At 45.7% G+C, this 20,829-nt stretch carries 33 protein-coding genes; 5 read left to right on the top strand and 28 right to left on the bottom strand.

The annotated features are described in order from the left end of the window. Nucleotides 1-4: 4 nt before the first annotated feature. From cysN to cobA, 3 genes are all read right to left on the bottom strand, one after another. Nucleotides 5-1,432 (bottom strand): sulfate adenylyltransferase subunit CysN, encoded by a 1,428-nt coding sequence (gene cysN / locus VRK_RS01565; protein WP_059119784.1) that lies wholly within the window; start codon nt 1,430-1,432, stop codon nt 5-7. Between the two features lie 18 nt (nt 1,433-1,450). Then, a complete protein-coding gene (gene cysD, locus VRK_RS01560; RefSeq protein ID WP_059119783.1) occupies nt 1,451-2,359 on the bottom strand; it encodes a sulfate adenylyltransferase subunit CysD in 909 nt (302 codons plus the stop codon). 114 nt (nt 2,360-2,473) lie between these two features. Next, on the bottom strand, nt 2,474-3,349 hold the full coding sequence (gene cobA / locus VRK_RS01555; protein WP_059119782.1) for a uroporphyrinogen-III C-methyltransferase: 876 nt from the start codon (nt 3,347-3,349) through the stop codon (nt 2,474-2,476). A 233-nt stretch (nt 3,350-3,582) separates the two neighbouring features. Here cobA and VRK_RS01550 point away from each other — a divergent pair, with 233 nt between their 5' ends. The 3 genes from VRK_RS01550 (at nt 3,583) to VRK_RS01540 (ending at nt 6,774) form a co-directional block, all read left to right on the top strand. Beyond that, nucleotides 3,583-5,559: a bifunctional 2',3'-cyclic-nucleotide 2'-phosphodiesterase/3'-nucleotidase gene (locus tag VRK_RS01550; protein WP_059119781.1), complete on the top strand. Its 1,977-nt coding sequence runs from the start codon at nt 3,583-3,585 to the stop codon at nt 5,557-5,559. 66 nt (nt 5,560-5,625) lie between these two features. Further along, entirely contained in the window at nt 5,626-6,219 is a 594-nt protein-coding gene (locus VRK_RS01545; protein WP_059119780.1) for a Crp/Fnr family transcriptional regulator, read from the top strand. 105 nt (nt 6,220-6,324) lie between these two features. Then, on the top strand, nt 6,325-6,774 hold the full coding sequence (locus VRK_RS01540) for a GNAT family N-acetyltransferase (protein WP_059119779.1): 450 nt from the start codon (nt 6,325-6,327) through the stop codon (nt 6,772-6,774). Between the two features lie 114 nt (nt 6,775-6,888). On the opposite strand, the gene VRK_RS01535 is transcribed toward VRK_RS01540, so the two are convergent. Then, a complete protein-coding gene (locus VRK_RS01535) occupies nt 6,889-7,506 on the bottom strand; it encodes a LysM-like peptidoglycan-binding domain-containing protein (RefSeq protein WP_082671282.1) in 618 nt (205 codons plus the stop codon). A gap of 228 nt (nt 7,507-7,734) precedes the next feature. Between VRK_RS01535 and VRK_RS01530 the strand changes: the two genes are divergently transcribed. Both VRK_RS01530 and VRK_RS01525 read left to right on the top strand, forming a co-directional pair. Next, nucleotides 7,735-8,355, top strand: a complete 621-nt coding sequence (locus tag VRK_RS01530; RefSeq protein ID WP_059119777.1) for an FKBP-type peptidyl-prolyl cis-trans isomerase — start codon at nt 7,735-7,737, stop codon at nt 8,353-8,355. A gap of 109 nt (nt 8,356-8,464) precedes the next feature. Beyond that, on the top strand, nt 8,465-8,959 hold the full coding sequence (locus tag VRK_RS01525) for a DUF2780 domain-containing protein (protein ID WP_059119776.1): 495 nt from the start codon (nt 8,465-8,467) through the stop codon (nt 8,957-8,959). Nucleotides 8,960-9,074: 115 nt separating this feature from the next. Here VRK_RS01525 and rplQ read toward each other — a convergent pair whose 3' ends face one another. The 24 genes from rplQ to rplB form a co-directional block, all read right to left on the bottom strand. Further along, on the bottom strand, nt 9,075-9,455 hold the full coding sequence (gene rplQ / locus VRK_RS01520) for a 50S ribosomal protein L17 (RefSeq protein ID WP_059119775.1): 381 nt from the start codon (nt 9,453-9,455) through the stop codon (nt 9,075-9,077). Between the two features lie 26 nt (nt 9,456-9,481). Continuing rightward, the gene (locus tag VRK_RS01515) at nt 9,482-10,474 is read right to left on the bottom strand and encodes a DNA-directed RNA polymerase subunit alpha (protein WP_038179109.1); all 993 of its coding nucleotides are present in this window, start codon (nt 10,472-10,474) and stop codon (nt 9,482-9,484) included. Between the two features lie 24 nt (nt 10,475-10,498). Then, nucleotides 10,499-11,119, bottom strand: a complete 621-nt coding sequence (rpsD, locus tag VRK_RS01510; RefSeq protein ID WP_021019664.1) for a 30S ribosomal protein S4 — start codon at nt 11,117-11,119, stop codon at nt 10,499-10,501. Nucleotides 11,120-11,146: 27 nt separating this feature from the next. Further along, entirely contained in the window at nt 11,147-11,536 is a 390-nt protein-coding gene (gene rpsK / locus VRK_RS01505) for a 30S ribosomal protein S11 (RefSeq protein WP_001118870.1), read from the bottom strand. 18 nt (nt 11,537-11,554) lie between these two features. Further along, nucleotides 11,555-11,911, bottom strand: coding sequence for a 30S ribosomal protein S13 (gene rpsM / locus VRK_RS01500; protein ID WP_059119774.1), 357 nt, complete (start codon nt 11,909-11,911; stop codon nt 11,555-11,557). A 148-nt stretch (nt 11,912-12,059) separates the two neighbouring features. Next, on the bottom strand, nt 12,060-12,173 hold the full coding sequence (gene rpmJ, locus VRK_RS20550) for a 50S ribosomal protein L36 (protein WP_039969906.1): 114 nt from the start codon (nt 12,171-12,173) through the stop codon (nt 12,060-12,062). Nucleotides 12,174-12,200: 27 nt separating this feature from the next. Continuing rightward, nucleotides 12,201-13,535: a preprotein translocase subunit SecY gene (gene secY, locus VRK_RS01495; protein WP_059119773.1), complete on the bottom strand. Its 1,335-nt coding sequence runs from the start codon at nt 13,533-13,535 to the stop codon at nt 12,201-12,203. Nucleotides 13,536-13,553: 18 nt separating this feature from the next. Beyond that, complete coding sequence (rplO, locus tag VRK_RS01490; RefSeq protein ID WP_021019661.1) at nt 13,554-13,988, bottom strand: 50S ribosomal protein L15; 435 nt, start codon at nt 13,986-13,988, stop codon at nt 13,554-13,556. Between the two features lie 5 nt (nt 13,989-13,993). Then, nucleotides 13,994-14,170, bottom strand: coding sequence for a 50S ribosomal protein L30 (rpmD, locus tag VRK_RS01485; protein WP_021019660.1), 177 nt, complete (start codon nt 14,168-14,170; stop codon nt 13,994-13,996). Nucleotides 14,171-14,175: 5 nt separating this feature from the next. Then, nucleotides 14,176-14,676 (bottom strand): 30S ribosomal protein S5, encoded by a 501-nt coding sequence (rpsE, locus tag VRK_RS01480; protein WP_021019659.1) that lies wholly within the window; start codon nt 14,674-14,676, stop codon nt 14,176-14,178. 14 nt (nt 14,677-14,690) lie between these two features. Beyond that, entirely contained in the window at nt 14,691-15,044 is a 354-nt protein-coding gene (rplR, locus tag VRK_RS01475; RefSeq protein WP_059119772.1) for a 50S ribosomal protein L18, read from the bottom strand. Nucleotides 15,045-15,053: 9 nt separating this feature from the next. After that, a complete protein-coding gene (gene rplF / locus VRK_RS01470) occupies nt 15,054-15,587 on the bottom strand; it encodes a 50S ribosomal protein L6 (protein WP_059119771.1) in 534 nt (177 codons plus the stop codon). A gap of 15 nt (nt 15,588-15,602) precedes the next feature. After that, entirely contained in the window at nt 15,603-15,995 is a 393-nt protein-coding gene (gene rpsH, locus VRK_RS01465; protein WP_021019656.1) for a 30S ribosomal protein S8, read from the bottom strand. Between the two features lie 29 nt (nt 15,996-16,024). Further along, nucleotides 16,025-16,330 (bottom strand): 30S ribosomal protein S14, encoded by a 306-nt coding sequence (rpsN, locus tag VRK_RS01460; protein WP_038179113.1) that lies wholly within the window; start codon nt 16,328-16,330, stop codon nt 16,025-16,027. 17 nt (nt 16,331-16,347) lie between these two features. Continuing rightward, on the bottom strand, nt 16,348-16,887 hold the full coding sequence (gene rplE, locus VRK_RS01455) for a 50S ribosomal protein L5 (protein ID WP_059119770.1): 540 nt from the start codon (nt 16,885-16,887) through the stop codon (nt 16,348-16,350). 23 nt (nt 16,888-16,910) lie between these two features. Further along, on the bottom strand, nt 16,911-17,228 hold the full coding sequence (gene rplX, locus VRK_RS01450) for a 50S ribosomal protein L24 (protein ID WP_038179115.1): 318 nt from the start codon (nt 17,226-17,228) through the stop codon (nt 16,911-16,913). A 12-nt stretch (nt 17,229-17,240) separates the two neighbouring features. Then, nucleotides 17,241-17,612 (bottom strand): 50S ribosomal protein L14, encoded by a 372-nt coding sequence (gene rplN / locus VRK_RS01445; RefSeq protein WP_021019652.1) that lies wholly within the window; start codon nt 17,610-17,612, stop codon nt 17,241-17,243. 155 nt (nt 17,613-17,767) lie between these two features. Continuing rightward, nucleotides 17,768-18,022 (bottom strand): 30S ribosomal protein S17, encoded by a 255-nt coding sequence (gene rpsQ / locus VRK_RS01440; RefSeq protein ID WP_059119769.1) that lies wholly within the window; start codon nt 18,020-18,022, stop codon nt 17,768-17,770. After that, on the bottom strand, nt 18,022-18,213 hold the full coding sequence (rpmC, locus tag VRK_RS01435; protein ID WP_059119768.1) for a 50S ribosomal protein L29: 192 nt from the start codon (nt 18,211-18,213) through the stop codon (nt 18,022-18,024). Before rpmC ends, rpsQ begins: the two co-directional genes overlap by 1 nt. After that, entirely contained in the window at nt 18,213-18,623 is a 411-nt protein-coding gene (gene rplP / locus VRK_RS01430) for a 50S ribosomal protein L16 (protein WP_021019649.1), read from the bottom strand. Before rplP ends, rpmC begins: the two co-directional genes overlap by 1 nt. 11 nt (nt 18,624-18,634) lie before the next feature. Continuing rightward, entirely contained in the window at nt 18,635-19,339 is a 705-nt protein-coding gene (rpsC, locus tag VRK_RS01425; RefSeq protein WP_059119767.1) for a 30S ribosomal protein S3, read from the bottom strand. Nucleotides 19,340-19,358: 19 nt separating this feature from the next. Beyond that, on the bottom strand, nt 19,359-19,691 hold the full coding sequence (gene rplV, locus VRK_RS01420) for a 50S ribosomal protein L22 (RefSeq protein ID WP_038179118.1): 333 nt from the start codon (nt 19,689-19,691) through the stop codon (nt 19,359-19,361). 10 nt (nt 19,692-19,701) lie between these two features. Then, complete coding sequence (gene rpsS, locus VRK_RS01415) at nt 19,702-19,980, bottom strand: 30S ribosomal protein S19 (protein WP_004398469.1); 279 nt, start codon at nt 19,978-19,980, stop codon at nt 19,702-19,704. 20 nt (nt 19,981-20,000) lie between these two features. Next, entirely contained in the window at nt 20,001-20,825 is an 825-nt protein-coding gene (rplB, locus tag VRK_RS01410) for a 50S ribosomal protein L2 (RefSeq protein ID WP_059119766.1), read from the bottom strand. Between the last annotated feature and the right edge of the window lie 4 nt (nt 20,826-20,829).

Raw genomic sequence — 20,829 nt, 5'->3', positions numbered from 1 at the left:
CAGCCTACTTCAGTAATTGACTGATATCTTTCGCACCCCAGTGTGGGAAGTGCTTACGAATCAGTGCATTCAGTTCCAGCTCAAATTCAGAGATGTCACCCTGCGTCTGAGCCATCGTTTGTAGGCTGTCACGAACCAGTCCTGCGCCAACCGTGACATTGGTCAGACGGTCAATGACAATAAAACCACCGGTATCCGCACAGTCGAGATACTTATCGAGTGCGATCGCCTGATTGAATGTCCATTCACATAAACCAATCCCATTGAGAGGCAGAGATTCGGCCTGATAAGTGGAGAGGTTATTGATATCGTACTGGTGACGAATCGATTTCACCTGACCAATCGTTTTATGACCCGCAATTTTGATGTCGTAATCACGACCCGGTTGCAATGGTTGCTCCGTCATCCACACCACATCCGCCAATAGATGGTTGGTTGTGTCAAGCCGAGCATCCTCAAGCACAATCAAGTCACCACGACTGATATCAATCTCATCATTCAGCGTCAGCGTCACTGCCTGACCGGTATGAGCCAGTTCCAAGTCACCATCAAAAGTCACAATACGGGCAACAGTAGAAGATTTACCTGACGGTAGCACTTTGACTTGATCTCCTACCCGGACAACTCCCGATGCAACTGTACCGGCAAATCCGCGGAAATCGAGATTCGGACGATTGACATATTGCACAGGGAAACGGAATTCCCCCGTACCTTTCAGCTGATCGACATCGACGGTCTCTAACATCTCAAGCAGAGAAGGGCCTTGGTACCAATGCATATGCTGGCTTTTATCAACAACATTGTCCCCTTCCAGAGCAGAGATCGGGATAATCTGAATATCGGTGTCTCCCTGAAGATGTCGAGAGAATTCAAGATATTCTTGACGAATCTCTTCAAAACGCTGCTGAGAATAATCGACTAAATCCATCTTGTTGATTGCCACCACGAAGTGTCTCAAACCCAATAGATTGGAAATGAACGAGTGACGACGGGTCTGATCCAAGACGCCTTTACGCGCATCAATCAGAATAATCGCCAGATCACATGTCGAAGCACCGGTTGCCATATTCCGTGTGTACTGCTCATGCCCCGGAGTATCTGCGATAATAAATTTACGTTTTTGCGTTGAAAAATAGCGATATGCAACATCAATGGTAATACCCTGCTCGCGTTCGGCCTGTAATCCATCCACCAGCAGTGCCAGATCCGGACGCTCACCGGTTGTACCGACGCGCTGACTATCCGAATGAACGGCAGCCAGTTGATCCTCATAGATCTGCTTTGAATCGTGAAGTAAACGACCGATCAAAGTACTCTTACCGTCATCGACCGAACCACATGTCAGAAATCTAAGTAACGATTTGTGTTGGTGTTGATTCAAATAACCTTCAATACCTAACTCAGCTAGCTGAGCCTGAACTGCACTATTCATAAAACTTTCCCTCGCCCCTTAGAAATAACCCTGACGTTTTTTCAATTCCATGGATCCTGACTGATCATGATCGATCGCACGCCCTTGGCGCTCACTGGATGTTGCCACCAGCATCTCTTCGATAATTTCAGGTAATGTACTTGCCGTTGATTCAATAGCTCCAGTCAGTGGATAACATCCAAGTGTCCGGAAACGAACAGATTTCTGCTCAACCACTTCACCCGGCAGAATTTCCATCCGGTCATCGTCAACCATGATTAACATCCCGTCACGTTCGACGACGGGGCGCTTTTCAGCGAAATAAAGCGGCACAATATCGATACCTTCCAGATAGATATATTGCCAGATGTCCAGTTCAGTCCAGTTTGATAAAGGGAATACCCGAATACTCTCACCTTTGTTGATCTGTCCGTTATAGGTATGCCAGATTTCCGGGCGTTGGTTCTTGGGATCCCAAGTATGATTCTTGTCCCGGAATGAATAGACCCGCTCTTTGGCGCGGGATTTCTCTTCATCGCGACGGGCGCCACCGAATGCGGCATCAAACCCATATTGATTCAACGCCTGCTTCAGGCCTTGAGTTTTCATCATATCGGTATGTTTCGAGCTCCCGTGAACAAACGGGTTGATGCCCATTGCGAGCCCTTCGGGGTTTTTATGTACCAGTAGCTCAAAGCCGTACTTTTGCGCAGTTTTATCGCGGAATTCGATCATTTCCCGAAACTTCCAGTTCGTATCGACATGCAGTAGCGGAAACGGAATTTTGCCCGGATAAAAAGCTTTGCGAGCCAGATGTAGCATCACCGATGAATCTTTTCCGATGGAATACATCATCACCGGGTTTCCGAATTCAGCTGCTACTTCACGAATGATGTGAATACTTTCAGCTTCTAGTTGTTTTAAATGAGTTAAGCGTTGTTGATCCATCTCTTGCTTCCTTTTGACTCACAAGATGAGTGTGTTATGCAATTCGATTTCTTAGTGAATAAGTCAGCCACGACAGCATCTGGATGACTTGCATATTGATTGCGATATCCGGTTTTATGCATACAAAGAACTGGTGGTGTCTTCCTGAGCACTGCCGAACCAGTTGAGTTTTTCGGACAGTGCAACCACTTCACCAATTACAATTAGAGCGGGTGAATCGGCCTGAGCAGCTAGCTGTGGCAGATTCTCCAATGTGCCACGAAACAGTTTCTGCGCAGCTTGCGTTCCCCGTTCAATCACGGCAACGGGAGTCTTCGCATCACGACCATGCTGAATTAGCTGCTCCCGGATATATCCGGATTTCATCAATCCCATATAAATCACGAGCGTCTGCCGTCCCCGGGCCAGTGTTGACCAATCCATTTCATCTTGCTCAGCACGAACATGACCCGTGACAAAAATGGCGGACTGAGCATAGTCCCGGTGCGTCAGGGGAATCCCGGCATAAGCTGTCGCCCCGGCGGCTGCGGTAATACCGGGAACCACTTGAAAACGAATGCCTGCATCGAACAAACTTTCCAGTTCTTCACCACCCCGGCCAAAAATAAACGGGTCACCCCCTTTAATCCGCACGACCCGATGTCCCTGTCTGGCAAAATCGACCAAAAGCTGGTTGGTTTTATCCTGTGGCACACTATGGTGTCCGGCTCGTTTGCCGACACACACCAGAATCGTACTGTCCGGCACCAGTGACATGATCTCCTCTGAGACCAAATAGTCATATAAAACAACATCGGCTTGCTGCAGAAAACTAACCGCTTTGACGGTCAGTAATTCCGGATCGCCCGGACCAGCACCGACCAATGCCACTTCCCCGGCCTGTAACTGAGATTTCGTGAAGTGGTAGCTGATTTGTTCTGACGCACCGACCTTCACTGATGGACGCACTTGTTTGACGGGTAAACGAGTCACAACCGGATCCTTTGCCATAACACACTCCACTTAAAATGAATATGTGCATTATGGCGGTCTCTATATATGACATGAAATTCTAAAATTTCATTTTTTATTCGAAAAGCTGATAAGGGAACTTTTTTTTCAACAAAAAAAGCCCCGCACTGTATTGGATGACACACATCACACTTTCTAACTCATTGAAATATAGCTTTCATTCATATTTGCTACATTAACCGGATTATTACTTGTTATGGATCAGACAGCGTATGAAACAACCCCAAAAATTTCTCATCCTGTCATTACTGAGTGAGTTACTGATACTTACTTCATCAGCACTCTCATTCTCAGCCAATGCAGAAACCATCCATCTTCGTGTCATAGAAACGACGGATATCCATGCCAATGTCATGGACTATGACTATTACAAAGACAAATCTTCAGACAAAATTGGTTTACTCCGAGCCGCGAGCCTGATCAAAAAGGCGCGTGAAGAAAATCCGAATTCGCTTTTGATTGATAACGGTGATCTGATTCAGGGCAGTCCGATGGGGGACTACATGGCAGCCAAAGGCATCAAGGCTGGCGAAGTTCACCCGGTTTATAAAGCAATGAATCTCCTCGGCTACGAGGTCGGAAATGTTGGTAATCACGAGTTCAATTACGGGCTTGGATACCTGAAAGAAACACTTAACGATGCGAACTTTCCTTATATCAATGCCAATATATTTGACGCAAAAACAGATCAGCATTATTTCCGTCCTTATCTCATCAAATCATATACATTGACCGATACCGATGGAAAACTGCAGCAGTTGAAGGTGGGTTATATTGGCTTCGCGCCGCCTCAGATTATGGTCTGGGATAAGAAAAATTTAACCGGCAGCGTCTATACCAAAGATATTAAAGCTACTGCGCAAGCTCTGATTCCTCAAATGAAGCGAGAAGGAGCGGATATCATTGTTGCGATTCCCCATTCGGGAATTGCCACCACACCTTATCACGTCGGTGCCGAAAACTCGGTTTACTATCTCGCAGAAGTCCCCGGCATTGATGCCATCACTTTTGGTCACGCTCATGCAGTATTCCCCGGCAAAGGCTTCGATAATCTGCCGGATGTCGATAACCACAAGGGAACGATTCACGGTGTCGCTGCGGTGATGCCCGGGCGCTGGGGAAGCCATGTCGGCATTATTGACCTCACTATAGAAAAGAAAAACCATCAGTGGCAGGTCACTGGCAGCCAATCAGAAGCGCGTCCGATTTATGACAATATTACCCATCATGCCTTGGTATCCGCTGATACTCAGCTCCGTCAAGCCGTCCAATCGGATCACCAAGCTACGCGACAGTTCGTCAATCAACCCATCGGCCGCGCCAGTGATAAAATGTACAGTTATCTGGCACTCGTTCAGGACGATCCGACAATTCAGATCGTCAATCTGGCTCAGCAAGCCTACGTTGAAAAAATGATTCAGGGCGATCCGGATCTGGATGGTCTGCCTGTCTTGTCTGCTGCAGCGCCATTTAAAGCCGGCGGCCGGAAAAATGATCCGTCAAACTATACCGAAGTTGAATCAGGGCAACTGACTTTCCGTAATGCCGCAGATCTATATCTTTACCCAAATACATTAGTGGCGCTCAAAGTCACCGGACAAGAATTGAAAGAATGGCTTGAATGCTCTGCTGGCCAATTTAATCGCATTGACCCGACTCAAACTGCACCTCAACCTCTCATCGACTGGGATGGATTCAGAACCTATAACTTTGATGTGATTGATGGGGTTGAGTATCAGATTGATGTGACCCAAGCGGCCCGATATGACGGTGACTGCCAGTTGGTTCATCCGGATAGCAGACGTATTGTCGGTTTGACTTATCAAGGGAAAGCAATCCCGGATAAACAAGTCTTTCTTATTGCCACTAATAACTATCGCGCCTATAGCAACAAGTTTCCCGGAACCGGGGCTTCACATGTGGCGTTTGACGCACCAGATGAAAACCGCACAATTCTGGCCAACTACATTGCCCAGATGAGTAAAAAACAGGGAGAAATTCATCCCAAAGCGGATAATAACTGGCGTTTGGCCCCGATTAAGACATCAAAAACCCTTGATATCCGTTTCGAGACAGCGCCGGGAGAAAAAGCCTCACAATTCATTCAGCAATATGGGCGCTATCCGATGAAGCAGCTCGCGACGGACGAAACCGGCTTCGCGGTCTATCAGATTGAGCTACAAAAATAAGCCTGAATTGATTACAGTACAGCCGTAGCGGAAGTTACGACTGTACTGTCATACTTTGAGGGTTTCATGGAAAACACATTTCGGAATTATTTAGCGCATAGCAGCTTTCATGATGAAGACATTGAGGCATTGCTCGCGATTGCCACCCCGCTTGATCTTCCGACTCGCCATATTCTTTCTCATCAGGGTGAGGTTGCCTCGTACATCTACTTTGTCCTTGAAGGAATCTGTCATGCCAGCTATCTCACCGATAAAGGGAAATCGTTCAGCAAAGAGTTTTACTGGGAATCTGACTGGATCATCGGTTTTGAAAGCCTGATCAAACGGGAGCCATTACCTTATCTTCTGGAAACCCTTTCGCCGGTCAAATTAATGTGTCTGCCGATTAGTGTGCTGTTTCAGTGGCATGCATCCCAACATCCGGCCTATATAAAATTGCTCGAAACCAAACTGATCCACAAAGAAAACAAAGAGAGATTGATGCTGCTTTATACCCCGGAAGAGCGTTATCAGTTATTTCGCCAGCATTATCCGCAACTGCTTGAGCGATTGGCTGACTATCATGTTGCCGCTTATCTGGGTATCACGCCGATCAGTCTGAGTCGAATTAAAAAGCGCGTGGACACGCTGTCAGAAAACTCAAATCTTGATCATTGTTAATGAGCAATGCTTTTGATACTCGCAGTTAACATTTGTTAATGATAATCACATCATGTAAAAGTAGATTGTCGATCATAACTTTCATGCACTCGGTTGGTACTTCTGATGATAACTTGGCATTTACTTCCCTTTTCCGAGCTGACAACAACACAGCTATATCAATTGCTCAAATTACGGGTGGACGTATTTGTCGTTGAACAAACCTGCCCTTATCCTGAATTAGACGACAAAGACCATATGTCCGGTGTCCATCACCTGCTGGGATATCAGGATGGAAAACTTATTGCCTGTGCCCGGTTAATGCCACCCGGAATTAGCTATCCGGGAAGCAGCATAGGCCGAATAGCAACCCATACATGTATTCGAGGGGAAGGCGCTGGACATCAGTTACTGACTCATGCCATTGAGCAATGTTGTCAGTTGTGGCCGGATACGCCGATTGAAATTGGTGCACAGACACAATTAAAGACGTTTTATCGCCAATATGGATTTGTTCAGACATCCGAGCCTTATCTTGAAGATGGCATTTCGCATATCGATATGAAGAGAATTTAGATCAATGCCCCTGCAAAGAAGCATTCGGACGGTCCTCACTTAATTGACACCCTGAGGAATAGCACTCATTGCTATTCCTCGATGTAATCCCGTTCGAGCCGTTCTCTGGCGACGTTATTTACTCCGGCCAAATCCGCCATTGGATAAGCGGAAGAACATGATCGATTGATCCTTTTGTTCAACTTGCAGAATGTCCAGATCACCTTTAGTCGTCAGCTTATAACGAATCAATTGCCCCGGTTTGATGTTACTGAGAGGCTTATCTGATCCCTCGACCTGAACCAGTGCATTCAGGTCAGCCAATGATAAATCGTTGGTACGGAACACCTTAGAAAGCGTGTCACCATTTTGGATCGTATAGTTAACCCACGCTGTTGTACGAGGTTCTGAAGCCGGTTTAACCACTTTTGGGGATGCGACAGGTTCAGTGGGTTCCTGTAGGCTATCGGGATCAAGCGCCAGCGCAACGCGCTGCTCTCCGACTGAGGACTCGCCAACCAGCTGCTCAGACGCAACTTGCTCGGCTTTCGGCCAAGGAATTAAAACGAGCAGCATGACCACAGGCCCCAAAACCATCAGTAAACGTTGATGCAATTTCGGTAATTCACACCATAGACTACGACCTTGTCTGACAACGGACTGAAATAACTGCTGGAAATTCATAGCTGACCATTTGCGCTGAACAACAGCAAGATAGCCACCTTGCACCTTTTTTTCCTGTCGGCGATTCACGAATTCACATCTCCCATGCTTATTGCGGCTAGTATAAAAACTCGCGCTTAGTGAGTATAGGGGAATCACAGCCATAACTAAAATGTTGACACAATCTTGAAAAAATTTCATTTAAGTTTAGAGACATGTCACATCAAGCTATGCAATGAAATATTCTCCCCGTTCTTCATTTCATCATCTATCAATAACTGCTATTCTCTAGCGTTTTAACGCAAAAGAGTGACAGTTATGTCTGACGTACAACTTGAAACAAACGAACAGAAGGCAAGCTACGGTATTGGTTTGCAAATGGGCCAACAGCTTGCTGGTAGCGGTTTAGAAGGACTCAGTGTTGATGCGATCGCTGCTGGTATTGCGACAGCATTAACTGGTGACATGCCAGCAATCGAAATCGATGAGATTAATCAGGCATTGCAAGCCGTTCATGCAAAAGCTCAAGAAGCACGTGAATCGACTGCGAAAGCAGCCGCTGCTGATGGTGAAGCGTTCCTGAAAGATAACGCACTCCGTCCTGAAGTGACTGTTTTAGAATCAGGTCTTCAGTATGAAGTCGTGACAGAAGGTACAGGTGAAGTGCCGACTTCTGATAAGACTGTTCGTGTTCATTACCATGGTCAACTGACAGATGGTACGGTATTCGATAGCTCTGTAACTCGTGGTCAGCCAGTCGAATTCCCAGTAACGGGAGTGATTAAAGGTTGGGTTGAAGCACTACAGATTATGCCTGTCGGTTCAAAATGGAAACTCTATATTCCTCAAGATCTTGCTTATGGTGAGCGTGGTGCAGGTGCGGCGATTCCACCATACGCAGCGCTGGTCTTTGAAGTTGAACTGCTCGATATTCTGTAAGCGAATCAGCTATCAATAAATTAGCAAAGAATTAACATCAAGCGGTGCTCAAGCACCGCTTTTTTTATCTAAACTTAATCATCAGCTCACAATGATGGAAATACCATTCATGACGACAACTCGCACTCTGATATGGACGCTGATGTTAAGTACCACACTGACATCCCCAAGTTACGCTTTTTTCAAACTCGACAATCAAACGGAAAATCTTACCAGTACAATCGGCAAAACACTTGGACTCACAGAAAGCAATTCAACACTAATTTCACAGGTAGCAGAACAACTTCCTATCTCCGGTCAACAGGCAACAGGTGGGGTTGGTGCATTATTGTCGCTGGCTCAAAATCGATTATCCGATCAGAATAATGCCGAACTGAATCAACTTATTCCCGGAATGGAAAGTCTCTCAAGTCTGAATCAGACTGGAACAAGCAATGGATTATCAGATATTCATGATATGAATGCGGTCATCAGCACTTTCAAACAGTTGGGGTTGAGCCCGGATATGGTGTCACAATTCGTCCCGCTGATCTTAAAATATCTCAACACTCAGGGCGCAAGTGAAGGATTAATGAGCTCACTCACTCGTTTATGGCAGAATTAATACAGAGACAAATATACAACATTGGGAAAAACTATCACCACCGCCTAAGTTAGTCGTTAAATGGCGATAATAAAAAAGCCGAGCAAATGCTCGGCTTTTCTAAATGACGAACTGATTACTCAGCAGCTTCAACAGCTTCTGGGCGATCAACCAGCTCAATGTATGCCATTGGAGCTTTGTCACCTGCACGGAAACCACACTTTAGAATACGAGTGTAGCCACCTTGACGAGCAGCGAAACGTGGACCTAGTTCGTTAAATAATTTTGCAACGACTTCGTTATCACGAGTACGAGCAAATGCTAGACGACGATTAGCAACACTGTCAGTCTTAGCTAGTGTAATCAAAGGCTCAACTACGCGACGTAGCTCTTTCGCTTTTGGCAAAGTAGTCTTGATAACTTCATGACGTACCAAAGAGCTAGCCATGTTGCTAAACATCGCTTTGCGATGACTGCTGTTGCGGTTGAGTTGACGACCACTCTTACGATGGCGCATGACCAAATCCTTCTAACTTGTATCGATTAATCTTCAGCGATAGATGCTGGTGGCCAGTTTTCTAGGCGCATACCCAGAGAAAGACCACGTGATGCAAGCACGTCTTTAATCTCTGTTAGAGATTTCTTACCAAGGTTAGGTGTTTTAAGTAATTCTACCTCAGTACGCTGTACTAGATCACCGATGTAGTGAATCGCTTCTGCTTTCAAACAATTAGCAGAGCGAACTGTTAGTTCAAGATCGTCTACAGGACGCAATAGGATCGGATCGAATTCAGGCTTCTCTTCTTTCTCCTCAGGAACTCGTACATCACGCAGATCTACGAATGCATCCAACTGTTCAGCAAGAATTGTTGCTGCACGACGGATAGCTTCCTCAGGTTCGATTGTGCCATTTGTTTCCATATCGATGACAAGCTTGTCTAAATCAGTACGTTGTTCTACACGTGCTGCTTCTACAGTATAGGCGATTTTATCCACCGGACTGTAGGTAGCATCAACAAGTAGTCGACCAATTGGACGATCATCTTCATCTGTATGGATACGAGCAGAAGCCGGAACATAACCACGACCACGTTGAACCTTGATGCGCATTGCGACCTCAGCATTGTCATCATTAAGATGACAAATAACGTGCTCAGGGTTTACGATCTCAACATCACCATCATGAGTGATGTCACCTGCAACAACAGGGCCCGAGCCTGATTTGTTTAGTGTAATGAACACTTCATCTTTGCCTTCGGCAACGCGAACAGCTAAACCCTTCAGGTTCAGAAGGATCTCTAGGATATCCTCTTGAACACCTTCTTTGGTGCTGTACTCGTGTAGTACGCCTTCAATTTCAACTTCAGTCACAGCACAACCTGGCATAGACGAAAGAAGAATTCGGCGAAGTGCATTACCCAGAGTATGGCCGAAACCACGCTCTAACGGCTCAAGAGTTACTTTTGCGTGTGTCGTGCTGATTTGTTCGATATCAACAAGACGTGGCTTAAGAAATTCTGTTACAGAACCCTGCATTGTGTCCTCTCTTTAATTTAAACCTTACTTAGAGTAAAGCTCGACGATCAATTGTTCGTTGATGTCAGCTGATAGATCTGAACGTTCTGGCAAACGCTTGAACGTACCTTCCATTTTGCTGCCATCCACTTCAATCCAAGTTGGTTTTTCGCGTTGTTCTGCAACTTCTAGAGCTGCCGTGATACGAGATTGCTTTTTCGCTTTCTCACGCACTGCAACAACGTCGTTTGCCGTAACATTGAAAGAAGGAATGTTTACTACTTTACCGTTAACCAAAATAGCTTTGTGGCTAACTAGCTGACGTGCTTCTGAGCGAGTTGCACCGAAGCCCATACGGTAAACAACATTATCCAAACGACCTTCAAGAAGCTGAAGTAGGTTTTCACCAGTGTTGCCTTTTAAACGGGCAGCTTCTTTATAGTAGTTACGGAATTGTTTTTCAAGAACGCCATACATACGACGAACTTTTTGCTTCTCACGAAGCTGAACACCATAATCAGATAGACGACCGCGACGAGCGCCGTGTACACCTGGTGCGTTATCTATTTTACACTTGGTATCTATCGCACGAATGCCTGACTTAAGGAATAAGTCGGTACCTTCGCGGCGGCTAAGCTTCAGCTTAGGACCCAAATATCTTGCCATGATCTTTCTCCAATCTTCCTCGAAACGTTAGACGCGACGTTTCTTAGGTGGACGACAACCGTTATGAGGGATTGGTGTCGCATCAACAATGTTTGTGATACGAAAACCAGCAGCGTTCAGTGCGCGAACTGTTGATTCACGACCTGGACCCGGCCCCTTCACCATAACTTCCAGATTCTTAAGGCCATATTCTTTAGCCATTTCAGCACAACGCTCAGCAGCAACTTGTGCAGCGAACGGAGTAGACTTACGAGAACCACGGAAACCAGAACCGCCAGCAGTTGCCCAAGCTAGAGCATTACCTTGACGATCAGTAATGGTTACGATTGTGTTGTTAAAAGATGCATGGATATGCGCCACGCCATCTGCGACTTGCTTGCGTACGCGCTTACGTGCGCGAGTTGGTTGTTTAGCCATTGTACTCTACCTTCCCGATTATTTCTTGATCGGCTTACGCGGACCCTTACGGGTGCGAGCGTTGGTTTTAGTACGCTGTCCACGTAGAGGTAGACTGCGACGATGACGAAGACCACGATAACAACCAAGGTCCATAAGACGCTTGATGTTCATTGATACTTCACGACGTAGATCACCTTCTACAGTGTACTTAGCTACACCATCACGCAGTTGATCGATCTGCTCTTCAGTTAGTTCACTGATCTTAACACTTTCAGCAATACCCAGTTCAGCCAAGATAGCTTGTGAACGAGTCTTACCGATGCCGTAGATTGAAGTTAACGCAATTACAGCATGTTTCTGATCAGGAATGTTAATGCCTGCTATACGGGCCACTATTCACTCCTAGTACTTTCATCAAAGAATTATCCGCAACAAAGCCCGTAGAGGATACGTTGCGGGATACTACTTCTTTTGCACACAAAAGGTAGGCCGAGGAATATACTCGACCAACCTTGTTTTTTCAAGTAAAAAATTCTGCTAATTAGCCTTGGCGTTGCTTATGCTTTGGCTCACTACAAATCACGCGAACGACACCGTTACGCTTGATAATTTTGCAGTTACGGCAGATTTTTTTAACGGAAGCACGAACTTTCATTGCTAAACTCCGTGAGAGAAATCTGAATTAACGGCCGTAGCCTTTCAGATTTGCTTTTTTCAACACAGAATCATATTGACTTGACATCATATGAGTCTGTACCTGTGCCATAAAGTCCATAATAACCACCACTACAATCAGTAGTGAAGTGCCGCCAAAATAGAAACGTACATTCCAAGCGACCATCATGAACTGAGGGATCAGACAGATAAAGGTAATATATAACGCACCAGCTAAGGTTAGACGCGTCATTACTTTATCGATATATCTGGCAGTCTGCTCACCTGGGCGGATACCGGGTACGAATGCACCAGACTTCTTCAAATTATCTGCTGTTTCACGTGGATTAAATACCAACGCAGTATAAAAGAAACAGAAAAAGATAATTGCAACTGCATAAAGTATTACATACAAAGGTTGACCAGGGCTCAGTGCCAAAGACACTTTTGTCAGCCAGCTAAACGCTGAACCTTCGCCGCTACTACCAAACCATTGTGCCAATGTCCCTGGGAACAAAATAATACTCGATGCAAAAATTGCTGGTATTACTCCTGCCATATTAATTTTCAATGGCAAATGAGTGCTCTGTGCTGCGAAGACTTTGCGACCTTGTTGGCGTTTTGCGTAGTTAACAACGATACGACGCTGACCACGCTCCATAAAGACAACAAAATAAATCACAGCAAAAGAGATGACCGCAATCAAAAGGAGAAGAAGCACATGCAATTCACCTTGACGCGCTTGCTCAATCGTTTGTCCGATTGCCTTTGGCAGACCAGCAACAATACCTGCAAATATTAGTAATGAAATACCATTACCAATACCCCGCTCAGTAATCTGTTCACCTAACCACATTAAGAACATGGTACCGGTTACTAGACTCACTGTTGCGATAAACGTAAACATGGTTTGGTCGATAACAACCAGATTAGAGACCATGTTTGGTAGTCCTGTCGCAATCCCAAGAGCTTGGAATGTTGCAAGTACAAGCGTGCCGTAACGCGTATATTGGCTAATCTTACGACGCCCTGCTTCACCCTCTTTCTTGAGTTCAGCTAACGCGGGATGAACTACAGTTAGCAACTGGACAACAATCGATGCCGAAATATACGGCATGATTCCCAGCGCTAGTATAGATGCACGCGAAAGAGCACCACCGGAGAACATGTTAAACATTTCTACGATGGTCCCTTTTTGCTGTTCGAACAAATCGGCTAGTACAGCTGCGTCAATACCAGGAATCGGCACAAAAGAGCCAGCTCGGAATACGAGAAGCGCACCTAATACGAATAACAAGCGCGACTTCAATTCACTTAAGCCGCTCTGAGCACTACGAAAATCTTGTCCTGGTTTCTTAGCCATCTGTACCTCGTTTCGAGATTATTCCTCGATTTTTCCGCCTGCAGCTTCGATTGCAGCTTTAGCGCCTTTAGTTACGCGTAAACCCTTTACTGTAACAGCTTTGTTGATTTCACCAGAAAGAACGATCTTTACATTCTCAATGTTTTTAGTCACAACATTCGCTGCCTTCAGGCTGTTCAGGTCAACAACTTCGCTTGTTACTTTCGCTAATTCACTTAGACGAACTTCAGCAGACACCAAACTCTTACGAGAAGTGAAACCGAATTTTGGCAAGCGTTGTTTCAAAGGCATTTGTCCGCCTTCAAAACCTGCACGAACTTTACCGCCAGAGCGTGATTTTTGACCTTTGTGGCCACGACCACCTGTTTTACCCAGGCCAGAACCGATACCACGACCTAAACGCTTCTTAGAAGGCTTAGAACCCGCAGCCGGAGATAGAGTATTCAAACGCATTCTGATTACTCCTCAACTTTAACCATGTATTGAACTTTATTGATCATACCACGTACACATGGTGTATCTTCAAGTTCAACAGTGTGGTTGATGCGACGAAGGCCTAGACCACGCAAAGTAGCTTTATGCTTTGGTAGGCGACCAATTGAGCTTTTAGTTTGAGTTACTTTAATAGTTGCCATGGTTCTTACTCCGAAATTGATTCAACAGTTAGACCACGTTTAGCTGCAACCATTTCTGGTGACTTCATGCTACCCAGAGCATCGATCGTTGCACGAACGATGTTGATCGGGTTTGTTGAGCCATACGCTTTTGACAAAACGTTATGTACACCTGCAACTTCAAGTACAGCACGCATCGCACCACCGGCAATAACACCCGTACCTTCAGCAGCTTGCTGCATATAAACTTTAGAGCCCGAGTGGCGACCTTTTACCGGGTGGAAAAGTGTGCCTTCGTTCAGCGCGATTGTAATCATGTTACGACGCGCTTTTTCCATTGCTTTTTGAATCGCAGCAGGTACTTCACGAGCTTTGCCGTAACCGAAACCTACGCGACCGTTACCATCACCAACAACTGTTAGTGCAGTAAAGCTCATGATTCGACCACCTTTAACCGTTTTAGAAACACGGTTAACAGCGATTAATTTTTCTTGCAAATCACTCGCTTGTTGTAATTCTTTAGCCATCTTCCAACCCTACCTTAGAATTTCAGACCAGCTTCGCGAGCAGATTCTGCCAGCGCCGCTACTCGACCGTGGTATTGGAAACCGGAACGATCAAAAGCAACTTCTGACACGCCTTTTTCCAGAGCGCGTTCAGCAATAGCTTTACCTACCGCTTGTGCTGCTTCGATGTTTCCAGTGAATTTCAATTGCTCACGGATCGCTTTCTCTACAGTAGAAGCTGCAGCGATAACCACAGAGCCATTAGATGCGATAACCTGAGCGTACACGTGACGAGGAGTACGGTGTACAACTAGGCGAGTGGCACCCAGTTCTGCAATCTTACGACGTGCACGTGTGGCACGACGGATGCGAGATGCTTTCTTATCCATAGTGTTACCTTACTTCTTCTTAGCTTCTTTAGTACGCACATTTTCATCTGCGTAACGAACACCTTTACCTTTGTAAGGTTCAGGCTCACGATAAGCACGAATATCAGCCGCAACTTGACCTACAAGTTGTTTATCACAACCGGTAATGACAATTTCAGTTTGGCTTGGACATTCTGCTTTAATTCCTGTTGGCAATTCATGTTCAACAGGGTGAGAGAAGCCCAGTGTCAGAGCTACAGCATTGCCTTTCATTGAGGCACGGTAACCAACACCTTTTAGTGCAAGCTTCTTCGTAAAGCCTTCCGTCACACCGACAACCATGTTGTTCACTAGTGCACGAGCAGTACCTGCCTGTGCCCAAGCATTCGCAACACCTTCACGAGGTCCGAAAGTCAGGTTACTTTCTTCTTGAGCAATCACAACTGCGTTATTCAGCACGCTAGTCAGTTCACCCTTTGCACCTTTCACAGTGATCTCTTGGCCGTTTAATTTCACCTCTACGCCAGCTGGAATAGCGACAGGTGCTTTAGCAACACGAGACATATCCTACTCCTATAATTAAGCTACGTAGCAAATGATTTCACCACCAAGACCTGCTTTACGGGCAGCACGGTCTGACATCAGACCCTTGGAAGTGGACACAACAGCAACACCCAAACCGCCCATCACAGATGGCAGCTCGTCTTTTCTTTTATAGACGCGCAGGCCAGGACGTGAAACACGTTTGATTTGCTCGATAACTGGTTTCGCTTGAAAATATTTCAGCGTAACTTCCAGTTCAGGTTTTACATCGCCTTCAACAGCGAAATCTTCGATATAACCTTCAGCTTTTAGAAGTGCAGCAATTGCAACTTTCAGCTTTGAAGAAGGCATTTTTACAGCAACTTTGTTTGCTGCCTGACCGTTACGAATACGGGTCAGCATATCCGAAATCGGATCTTGCATGCTCATAAACTTTACTCCAAATGATTAAGTGGCAATTACCAGCTAGCCTTACGAAGTCCAGGAATCTCGCCTTTCATGCAAGCTTCACGAACTTTGATACGGCTTAAACCGAACTTACGTAGGTAACCGTGTGGACGACCAGTTTGGTTACAACGGTTACGCTGACGTGATGCACTTGAATCACGAGGAAGTGTTTGAAGTTTCAGAACAGCATCCCAACGTTCTTCTTCAGATACGTTTACGTCGCTGATTGTAGCTTTTAGCGCGGCACGCTTTTCAGCATACTGAGCGACAAGCTTTGCACGTTTAACTTCACGTGCTTTCATTGATTGTTTAGCCATAACAGTAACCCTTCACCTTACTTGCGGAATGGGAAGTTAAAGGCAGCCAGCAGAGCACGGCCTTCCTCATCAGTGGACGCACTAGTCGTGATTGTTACATCAAGACCACGTACACGATCGACTTTATCGTAGTCGATTTCCGGGAAGATGATTTGCTCGCGAACGCCCATGCTGTAGTTACCGCGACCATCAAAAGATTTCGCGCTAACACCACGGAAGTCACGTACACGTGGTAGAGCGATAGAAATTAAACGCTCAAAAAAATCCCACATACGTTCGCCACGCAAGGTTACTTTACAACCAATTGGGTAGCCTTCACGGATTTTGAAACCTGCAACAGATTTGCGAGCTTTTGTGACAAGAGGCTTTTGACCAGAAATGGCCGCCATGTCAGCTGCTGCATTCTCAAGCAGTTTCTTATCGTTGATAGCTTCACCAACGCCCATATTTAGGGTGATTTTCTCAATCCTAGGGACTTGCATGACGCTTGTGTAACCGAACTGTTTGGTCAGTTCAGCGACTACAGACGACTTGTAGTAATCATGCAGTTTCGCCATAGTAGAACTCCAAATTACGTCTATTAGTTAGAAATGGTTTCACCGTTAGATTTGAAGAAACGGACTTTTTTGCCGTCTTCAAAACGGAAACCGACACGGTCCGCTTTACCAGTAGCTGCATTGAAGATTGCAACGTTAGAAGCATCAATTGCTGCTTCTTGCTCAACGATTCCACCTTGAACACCCATAGCCGGTACAGGCTTCTGGTGTTTTTTCACAAGGTTGATGCCTTCAACAATAACTTTACCAGTTCCAAGAACCTTAGTTACTTTACCTTTCTTGCCTTTATCTTTACCGGCAAGAACAACGATTTCGTCGTTACGACGGATTTTAGCTGCCATCTCTGCGCTCCCTTACAATACTTCTGGAGCCAGTGAAACAATCTTCATAAACTTCGCATTACGAAGCTCACGAGTCACTGGACCAAAGATACGTGTACCGACTGGTTGCTCAGTATTGTTATTTAACAATACACAAGCGTTACGGTCGAAGCGAATGACAGAACCGTCTGGACGACGTACGCCTTTACGGGTGCGAACTACCACCGCCTTCAGGACATCACCTTTTTTTACTTTACCGCGCGGAATTGCTTCTTTGACAGTAACTTTGATGATGTCGCCGATATGTGCGTAACGACGGTGAGAGCCACCCAGAACCTTAATACACATTACGCTGCGAGCGCCTGAGTTATCAGCTGCGTCCAGCATACTTTGCATTTGGATCATGTTAGTGCTCCGCTAAATATTAAAACTAGACCCTCTCGGGTCGGGCTGCCTTTAAAAAGGGAGGCGAATTGTAACACCCTTTTTTCAGATTGGGTAGTCAAAAAACAAACGGCTCCAAAAATAATTGGAGCCGTTTTTTGATTGAAAAACAAAAGTTAAATTTTTGCTTTTTCTACCACTTTCACCAAAGTCCAAGACTTCGTCTTAGATAATGGACGACACTCACAAATTTCAACGGTATCGCCTTGGCCACACTCGTTGTTTTCGTCATGTGCGTGAATTTTAGTCGTGCGTTTAACAAACTTACCGTAAATTGGATGTTTTACGAAGCGTTCGATAGCAACAACGATAGACTTATCCATCTTGTCGCTAACAACACGACCGAGTTGAGTACGAATTTTGTCGCTCATTATGCGCCTGCCTTCTCAGTCAAAACAGTTTTCACACGTGCGATTTCACGGCGTACAGCTTTCAGAGTATGAGTCTGCTGTAGTTGACCAGTCGCTGCTTGCATACGCAAGTTGAACTGTTCACGTAGCAAATTCAATAGCTCAGCATTCAGCTCTTCAACGCTCTTTTCGCGTAGATCTTGTGCTTTCATCACATCACCTGCTTAGTTACGAAAGTAGTCTTGAACGGAAGTTTTGCAGCTGCAAGCGCAAAAGCTTCACGTGCCAATTCTTCAGGTACACCGTCCATTTCGTACATAACCTTACCAGGTTGGATTTGGGCTACCCAGTACTCAACGTTACCTTTACCCTTACCCTGACGAACTTCAAGTGGTTTTTCTGTGATAGGCTTATCTGGGAAAACACGAATCCAGATTTTACCTTGACGCTTAACGTGACGTGTCATCGCACGACGAGCCGCTTCGATCTGACGAGCAGTCAAACGACCACGGCCGACAGCTTTCAAACCAAATGTACCGAAAGAAACATCAGTACCTTTAGCTAGACCACGGTTGCGACCAGTATGAACCTTACGGAACTTTGTACGTTTAGGTTGTAGCATCTGTCGACTCCTTACTTACGGCCTTTACGCTGTTTCTTAGGCTTATCACCTTTAGGCTCAGCGGTATTTGCATTTGCAGCTGGCATCCCACCCAGGATTTCTCCTTTGAAGATCCATACTTTAACGCCAATCACACCATACTGAGTGTGAGCCGAAGAAGTTGCGTACTCAATGTCTGCACGAAGAGTATGTAGAGGTACACGACCTTCACGATACCATTCAGAACGTGCGATTTCAGCGCCGCCTAAACGACCGCTTACTTCTACTTTGATACCCTTAGCACCTAGACGCATTGCGTTTTGTACTGCACGCTTCATCGCGCGACGGAACATAACACGGCGCTCTAGCTGAGACGCGATGCTATCAGCCACTAATTGGCCGTCTAGCTCAGGTTTACGTACTTCAGCGATATTGATTTGCGCTGGTACACCTGCAATTTTCGCTACCGCAGCACGAAGTTTTTCGACGTCTTCACCTTTCTTACCGATAACGACACCTGGGCGAGCCGTGTGGATAGTCACACGGATGCTTTTCGCAGGACGCTCGATAACAATGCGTGATAGAGACGCTTTTGCCAATTCCTTCGTCAGGAATTGACGTACCTTGAAGTCGCCGTCTAGGTTGTCAGCGAACTCTTTGGTGTTAGCAAACCATGTAGCATTCCAAGGCTTAACGATGCCTAGACGAATACCATTTGGATGTACTTTCTGACCCATTGCTTACTCTCCTAGTCTCTTAGCGATCTGCGACAACCACAGTAATGTGGCTTGAACGCTTCAAGATACGGTCCGCACGGCCTTTGGCACGAGGCATAATACGCTTCATGACAGGGCCCTCATCTACGAAGATTTTTGCGACGCTTAGATCGTCGATATCTGCACCTTCGTTATGCTCCGCGTTTGCGATAGCTGACTCAAGAACTTTCTTAACTAAGTCAGCAGCTTTTTTGTTGCTGAAAGTCAGAATTTCCAGAGCCTGATCGACAGACTTACCACGGATCAAATCTGCAACTAAGCGAGCTTTCTGTGGAGAAATACGAGCAAAGTTATGTTTAGCAACAGCTTCCATCATCTACTCCTTACTTCTTCTTCGCTTTCTTATCTGCAGCATGACCGCGATAAGTACGTGTTGGTGCAAATTCACCCAATTTGTGACCGATCATTTCATCAGTTACGAAAACCGGGACGTGCTGACGACCATTATGGACAGCGATGGTCAAACCAATCATTGATGGAATGATCATTGAACGACGGGACCAAGTCTTGATAGGCTTTTTGTCTCCGCTTTCCACCGCTTTCTCTACCTTCTTCAGCAAGTGTAGGTCAATAAATGGACCTTTCTTGAGAGAACGTGGCATGGCTTATCCTCTTTAATAGATTACTTATTACGACGACGTACAATGTACTTGTCGGTGCGTTTATTTTTACGGGTTTTGAAGCCCTTAGTAGGCATACCCCAAGGAGATACAGGGTGACGACCACCAGATGTGCGACCTTCACCACCACCATGTGGGTGATCAACCGGGTTCATCACAACACCACGAACGGTAGGACGAACACCACGCCAGCGTGTAGCACCTGCTTTACCAAGTTCACGAAGCATGTGCTCAGAGTTACCGACTTCGCCAATCGTTGCACGACCTTCAGAAGGAACTCGACGCATCTCACCAGAACGTAGACGAATTGTTGCGTATGCACCGTCACGAGCAACGAGTTGTGCATAAGCACCAGCAGAACGTGCAAGTTGTGCACCCTTGCCTGGTTTCAATTCAACACAGTGAACTGTTGAACCTACTGGAATGTTGCGCATCGGCAGAGTGTTACCTGCTTTAATCGGTGCATCAACGCCAGACTGAATTACATCACCAGCTTGCAGACCTTTCGGTGCAATGATGTAACGACGTTCACCATCTGTATAAAGAACCAAAGCGATATTTGCACTACGGTTTGGATCATATTCCAGACGCTCAACTTTTGCCGGAATGCCATCTTTAGTACGTTTAAAATCAATCAAACGATAGTGTTGCTTATGTCCACCACCGATATGACGTACTGTGATACGACCGTTGTTGTTACGACCACCGTTTTTAGAATTTTTTTCTAAAAGCGGCGCATAAGGTTTACCTTTATGCAGGTCATTGTTCACAACTTTAACGACGTGACGGCGACCAGCCGAAGTCGGCTTACATTTAACAATAGCCATTTTT

The sequence above is a fragment of the Vibrio sp. MEBiC08052 genome (assembly GCF_001506075.1).
In the GTDB taxonomy this organism is placed as follows: domain Bacteria; phylum Pseudomonadota; class Gammaproteobacteria; order Enterobacterales; family Vibrionaceae; genus Vibrio.
This window is presented reverse-complemented; position numbering and strand designations above follow the sequence as displayed.

What these genes read in the sequence shown, in the direction of transcription:
- rpsE (WP_021019659.1), bottom strand. Translation starts at nt 14,676, where the DNA reads ATGGCTAAAGAATTACAACAAGCGAGTGATTTGCAAGAAAAATTAATC.
- rplE (WP_059119770.1), bottom strand. Translation starts at nt 16,887, where the DNA reads ATGGCGAAACTGCATGATTACTACAAGTCGTCTGTAGTCGCTGAACTG.
- cobA (WP_059119782.1), bottom strand. Translation starts at nt 3,349, where the DNA reads ATGGCAAAGGATCCGGTTGTGACTCGTTTACCCGTCAAACAAGTGCGT.
- VRK_RS01550 (WP_059119781.1), top strand. Translation starts at nt 3,583, where the DNA reads ATGAAACAACCCCAAAAATTTCTCATCCTGTCATTACTGAGTGAGTTA.
- rplV (WP_038179118.1), bottom strand. Translation starts at nt 19,691, where the DNA reads ATGGAAGCTGTTGCTAAACATAACTTTGCTCGTATTTCTCCACAGAAA.
- cysD (WP_059119783.1), bottom strand. Translation starts at nt 2,359, where the DNA reads ATGGATCAACAACGCTTAACTCATTTAAAACAACTAGAAGCTGAAAGT.
- rplN (WP_021019652.1), bottom strand. Translation starts at nt 17,612, where the DNA reads ATGATCCAAATGCAAAGTATGCTGGACGCAGCTGATAACTCAGGCGCT.
- rpsQ (WP_059119769.1), bottom strand. Translation starts at nt 18,022, where the DNA reads ATGAGCGACAAAATTCGTACTCAACTCGGTCGTGTTGTTAGCGACAAG.
- rplB (WP_059119766.1), bottom strand. Translation starts at nt 20,825, where the DNA reads ATGGCTATTGTTAAATGTAAGCCGACTTCGGCTGGTCGCCGTCACGTC.
- rplR (WP_059119772.1), bottom strand. Translation starts at nt 15,044, where the DNA reads ATGGATAAGAAAGCATCTCGCATCCGTCGTGCCACACGTGCACGTCGT.
- VRK_RS01540 (WP_059119779.1), top strand. Translation starts at nt 6,325, where the DNA reads ATGATAACTTGGCATTTACTTCCCTTTTCCGAGCTGACAACAACACAG.
- secY (WP_059119773.1), bottom strand. Translation starts at nt 13,535, where the DNA reads ATGGCTAAGAAACCAGGACAAGATTTTCGTAGTGCTCAGAGCGGCTTA.
- rplX (WP_038179115.1), bottom strand. Translation starts at nt 17,228, where the DNA reads ATGGCAGCTAAAATCCGTCGTAACGACGAAATCGTTGTTCTTGCCGGT.
- VRK_RS01545 (WP_059119780.1), top strand. Translation starts at nt 5,626, where the DNA reads ATGGAAAACACATTTCGGAATTATTTAGCGCATAGCAGCTTTCATGAT.
- rplP (WP_021019649.1), bottom strand. Translation starts at nt 18,623, where the DNA reads ATGCTACAACCTAAACGTACAAAGTTCCGTAAGGTTCATACTGGTCGC.
- rplF (WP_059119771.1), bottom strand. Translation starts at nt 15,587, where the DNA reads ATGTCTCGTGTTGCTAAAGCACCTGTCGCTATTCCAGCTGGCGTAGAG.
- rpsS (WP_004398469.1), bottom strand. Translation starts at nt 19,980, where the DNA reads ATGCCACGTTCTCTCAAGAAAGGTCCATTTATTGACCTACACTTGCTG.
- rplQ (WP_059119775.1), bottom strand. Translation starts at nt 9,455, where the DNA reads ATGCGCCATCGTAAGAGTGGTCGTCAACTCAACCGCAACAGCAGTCAT.
- rpsH (WP_021019656.1), bottom strand. Translation starts at nt 15,995, where the DNA reads ATGAGCATGCAAGATCCGATTTCGGATATGCTGACCCGTATTCGTAAC.
- VRK_RS01525 (WP_059119776.1), top strand. Translation starts at nt 8,465, where the DNA reads ATGACGACAACTCGCACTCTGATATGGACGCTGATGTTAAGTACCACA.
- cysN (WP_059119784.1), bottom strand. Translation starts at nt 1,432, where the DNA reads ATGAATAGTGCAGTTCAGGCTCAGCTAGCTGAGTTAGGTATTGAAGGT.
- rpmJ (WP_039969906.1), bottom strand. Translation starts at nt 12,173, where the DNA reads ATGAAAGTTCGTGCTTCCGTTAAAAAAATCTGCCGTAACTGCAAAATT.
- rpmC (WP_059119768.1), bottom strand. Translation starts at nt 18,213, where the DNA reads ATGAAAGCACAAGATCTACGCGAAAAGAGCGTTGAAGAGCTGAATGCT.
- rpsC (WP_059119767.1), bottom strand. Translation starts at nt 19,339, where the DNA reads ATGGGTCAGAAAGTACATCCAAATGGTATTCGTCTAGGCATCGTTAAG.
- VRK_RS01515 (WP_038179109.1), bottom strand. Translation starts at nt 10,474, where the DNA reads ATGCAGGGTTCTGTAACAGAATTTCTTAAGCCACGTCTTGTTGATATC.
- rpsK (WP_001118870.1), bottom strand. Translation starts at nt 11,536, where the DNA reads ATGGCTAAACAACCAACTCGCGCACGTAAGCGCGTACGCAAGCAAGTC.
- rpmD (WP_021019660.1), bottom strand. Translation starts at nt 14,170, where the DNA reads ATGGCAACTATTAAAGTAACTCAAACTAAAAGCTCAATTGGTCGCCTA.
- VRK_RS01530 (WP_059119777.1), top strand. Translation starts at nt 7,735, where the DNA reads ATGTCTGACGTACAACTTGAAACAAACGAACAGAAGGCAAGCTACGGT.
- rplO (WP_021019661.1), bottom strand. Translation starts at nt 13,988, where the DNA reads ATGCGTTTGAATACTCTATCTCCGGCTGCGGGTTCTAAGCCTTCTAAG.
- rpsD (WP_021019664.1), bottom strand. Translation starts at nt 11,119, where the DNA reads ATGGCAAGATATTTGGGTCCTAAGCTGAAGCTTAGCCGCCGCGAAGGT.
- rpsN (WP_038179113.1), bottom strand. Translation starts at nt 16,330, where the DNA reads ATGGCTAAACAATCAATGAAAGCACGTGAAGTTAAACGTGCAAAGCTT.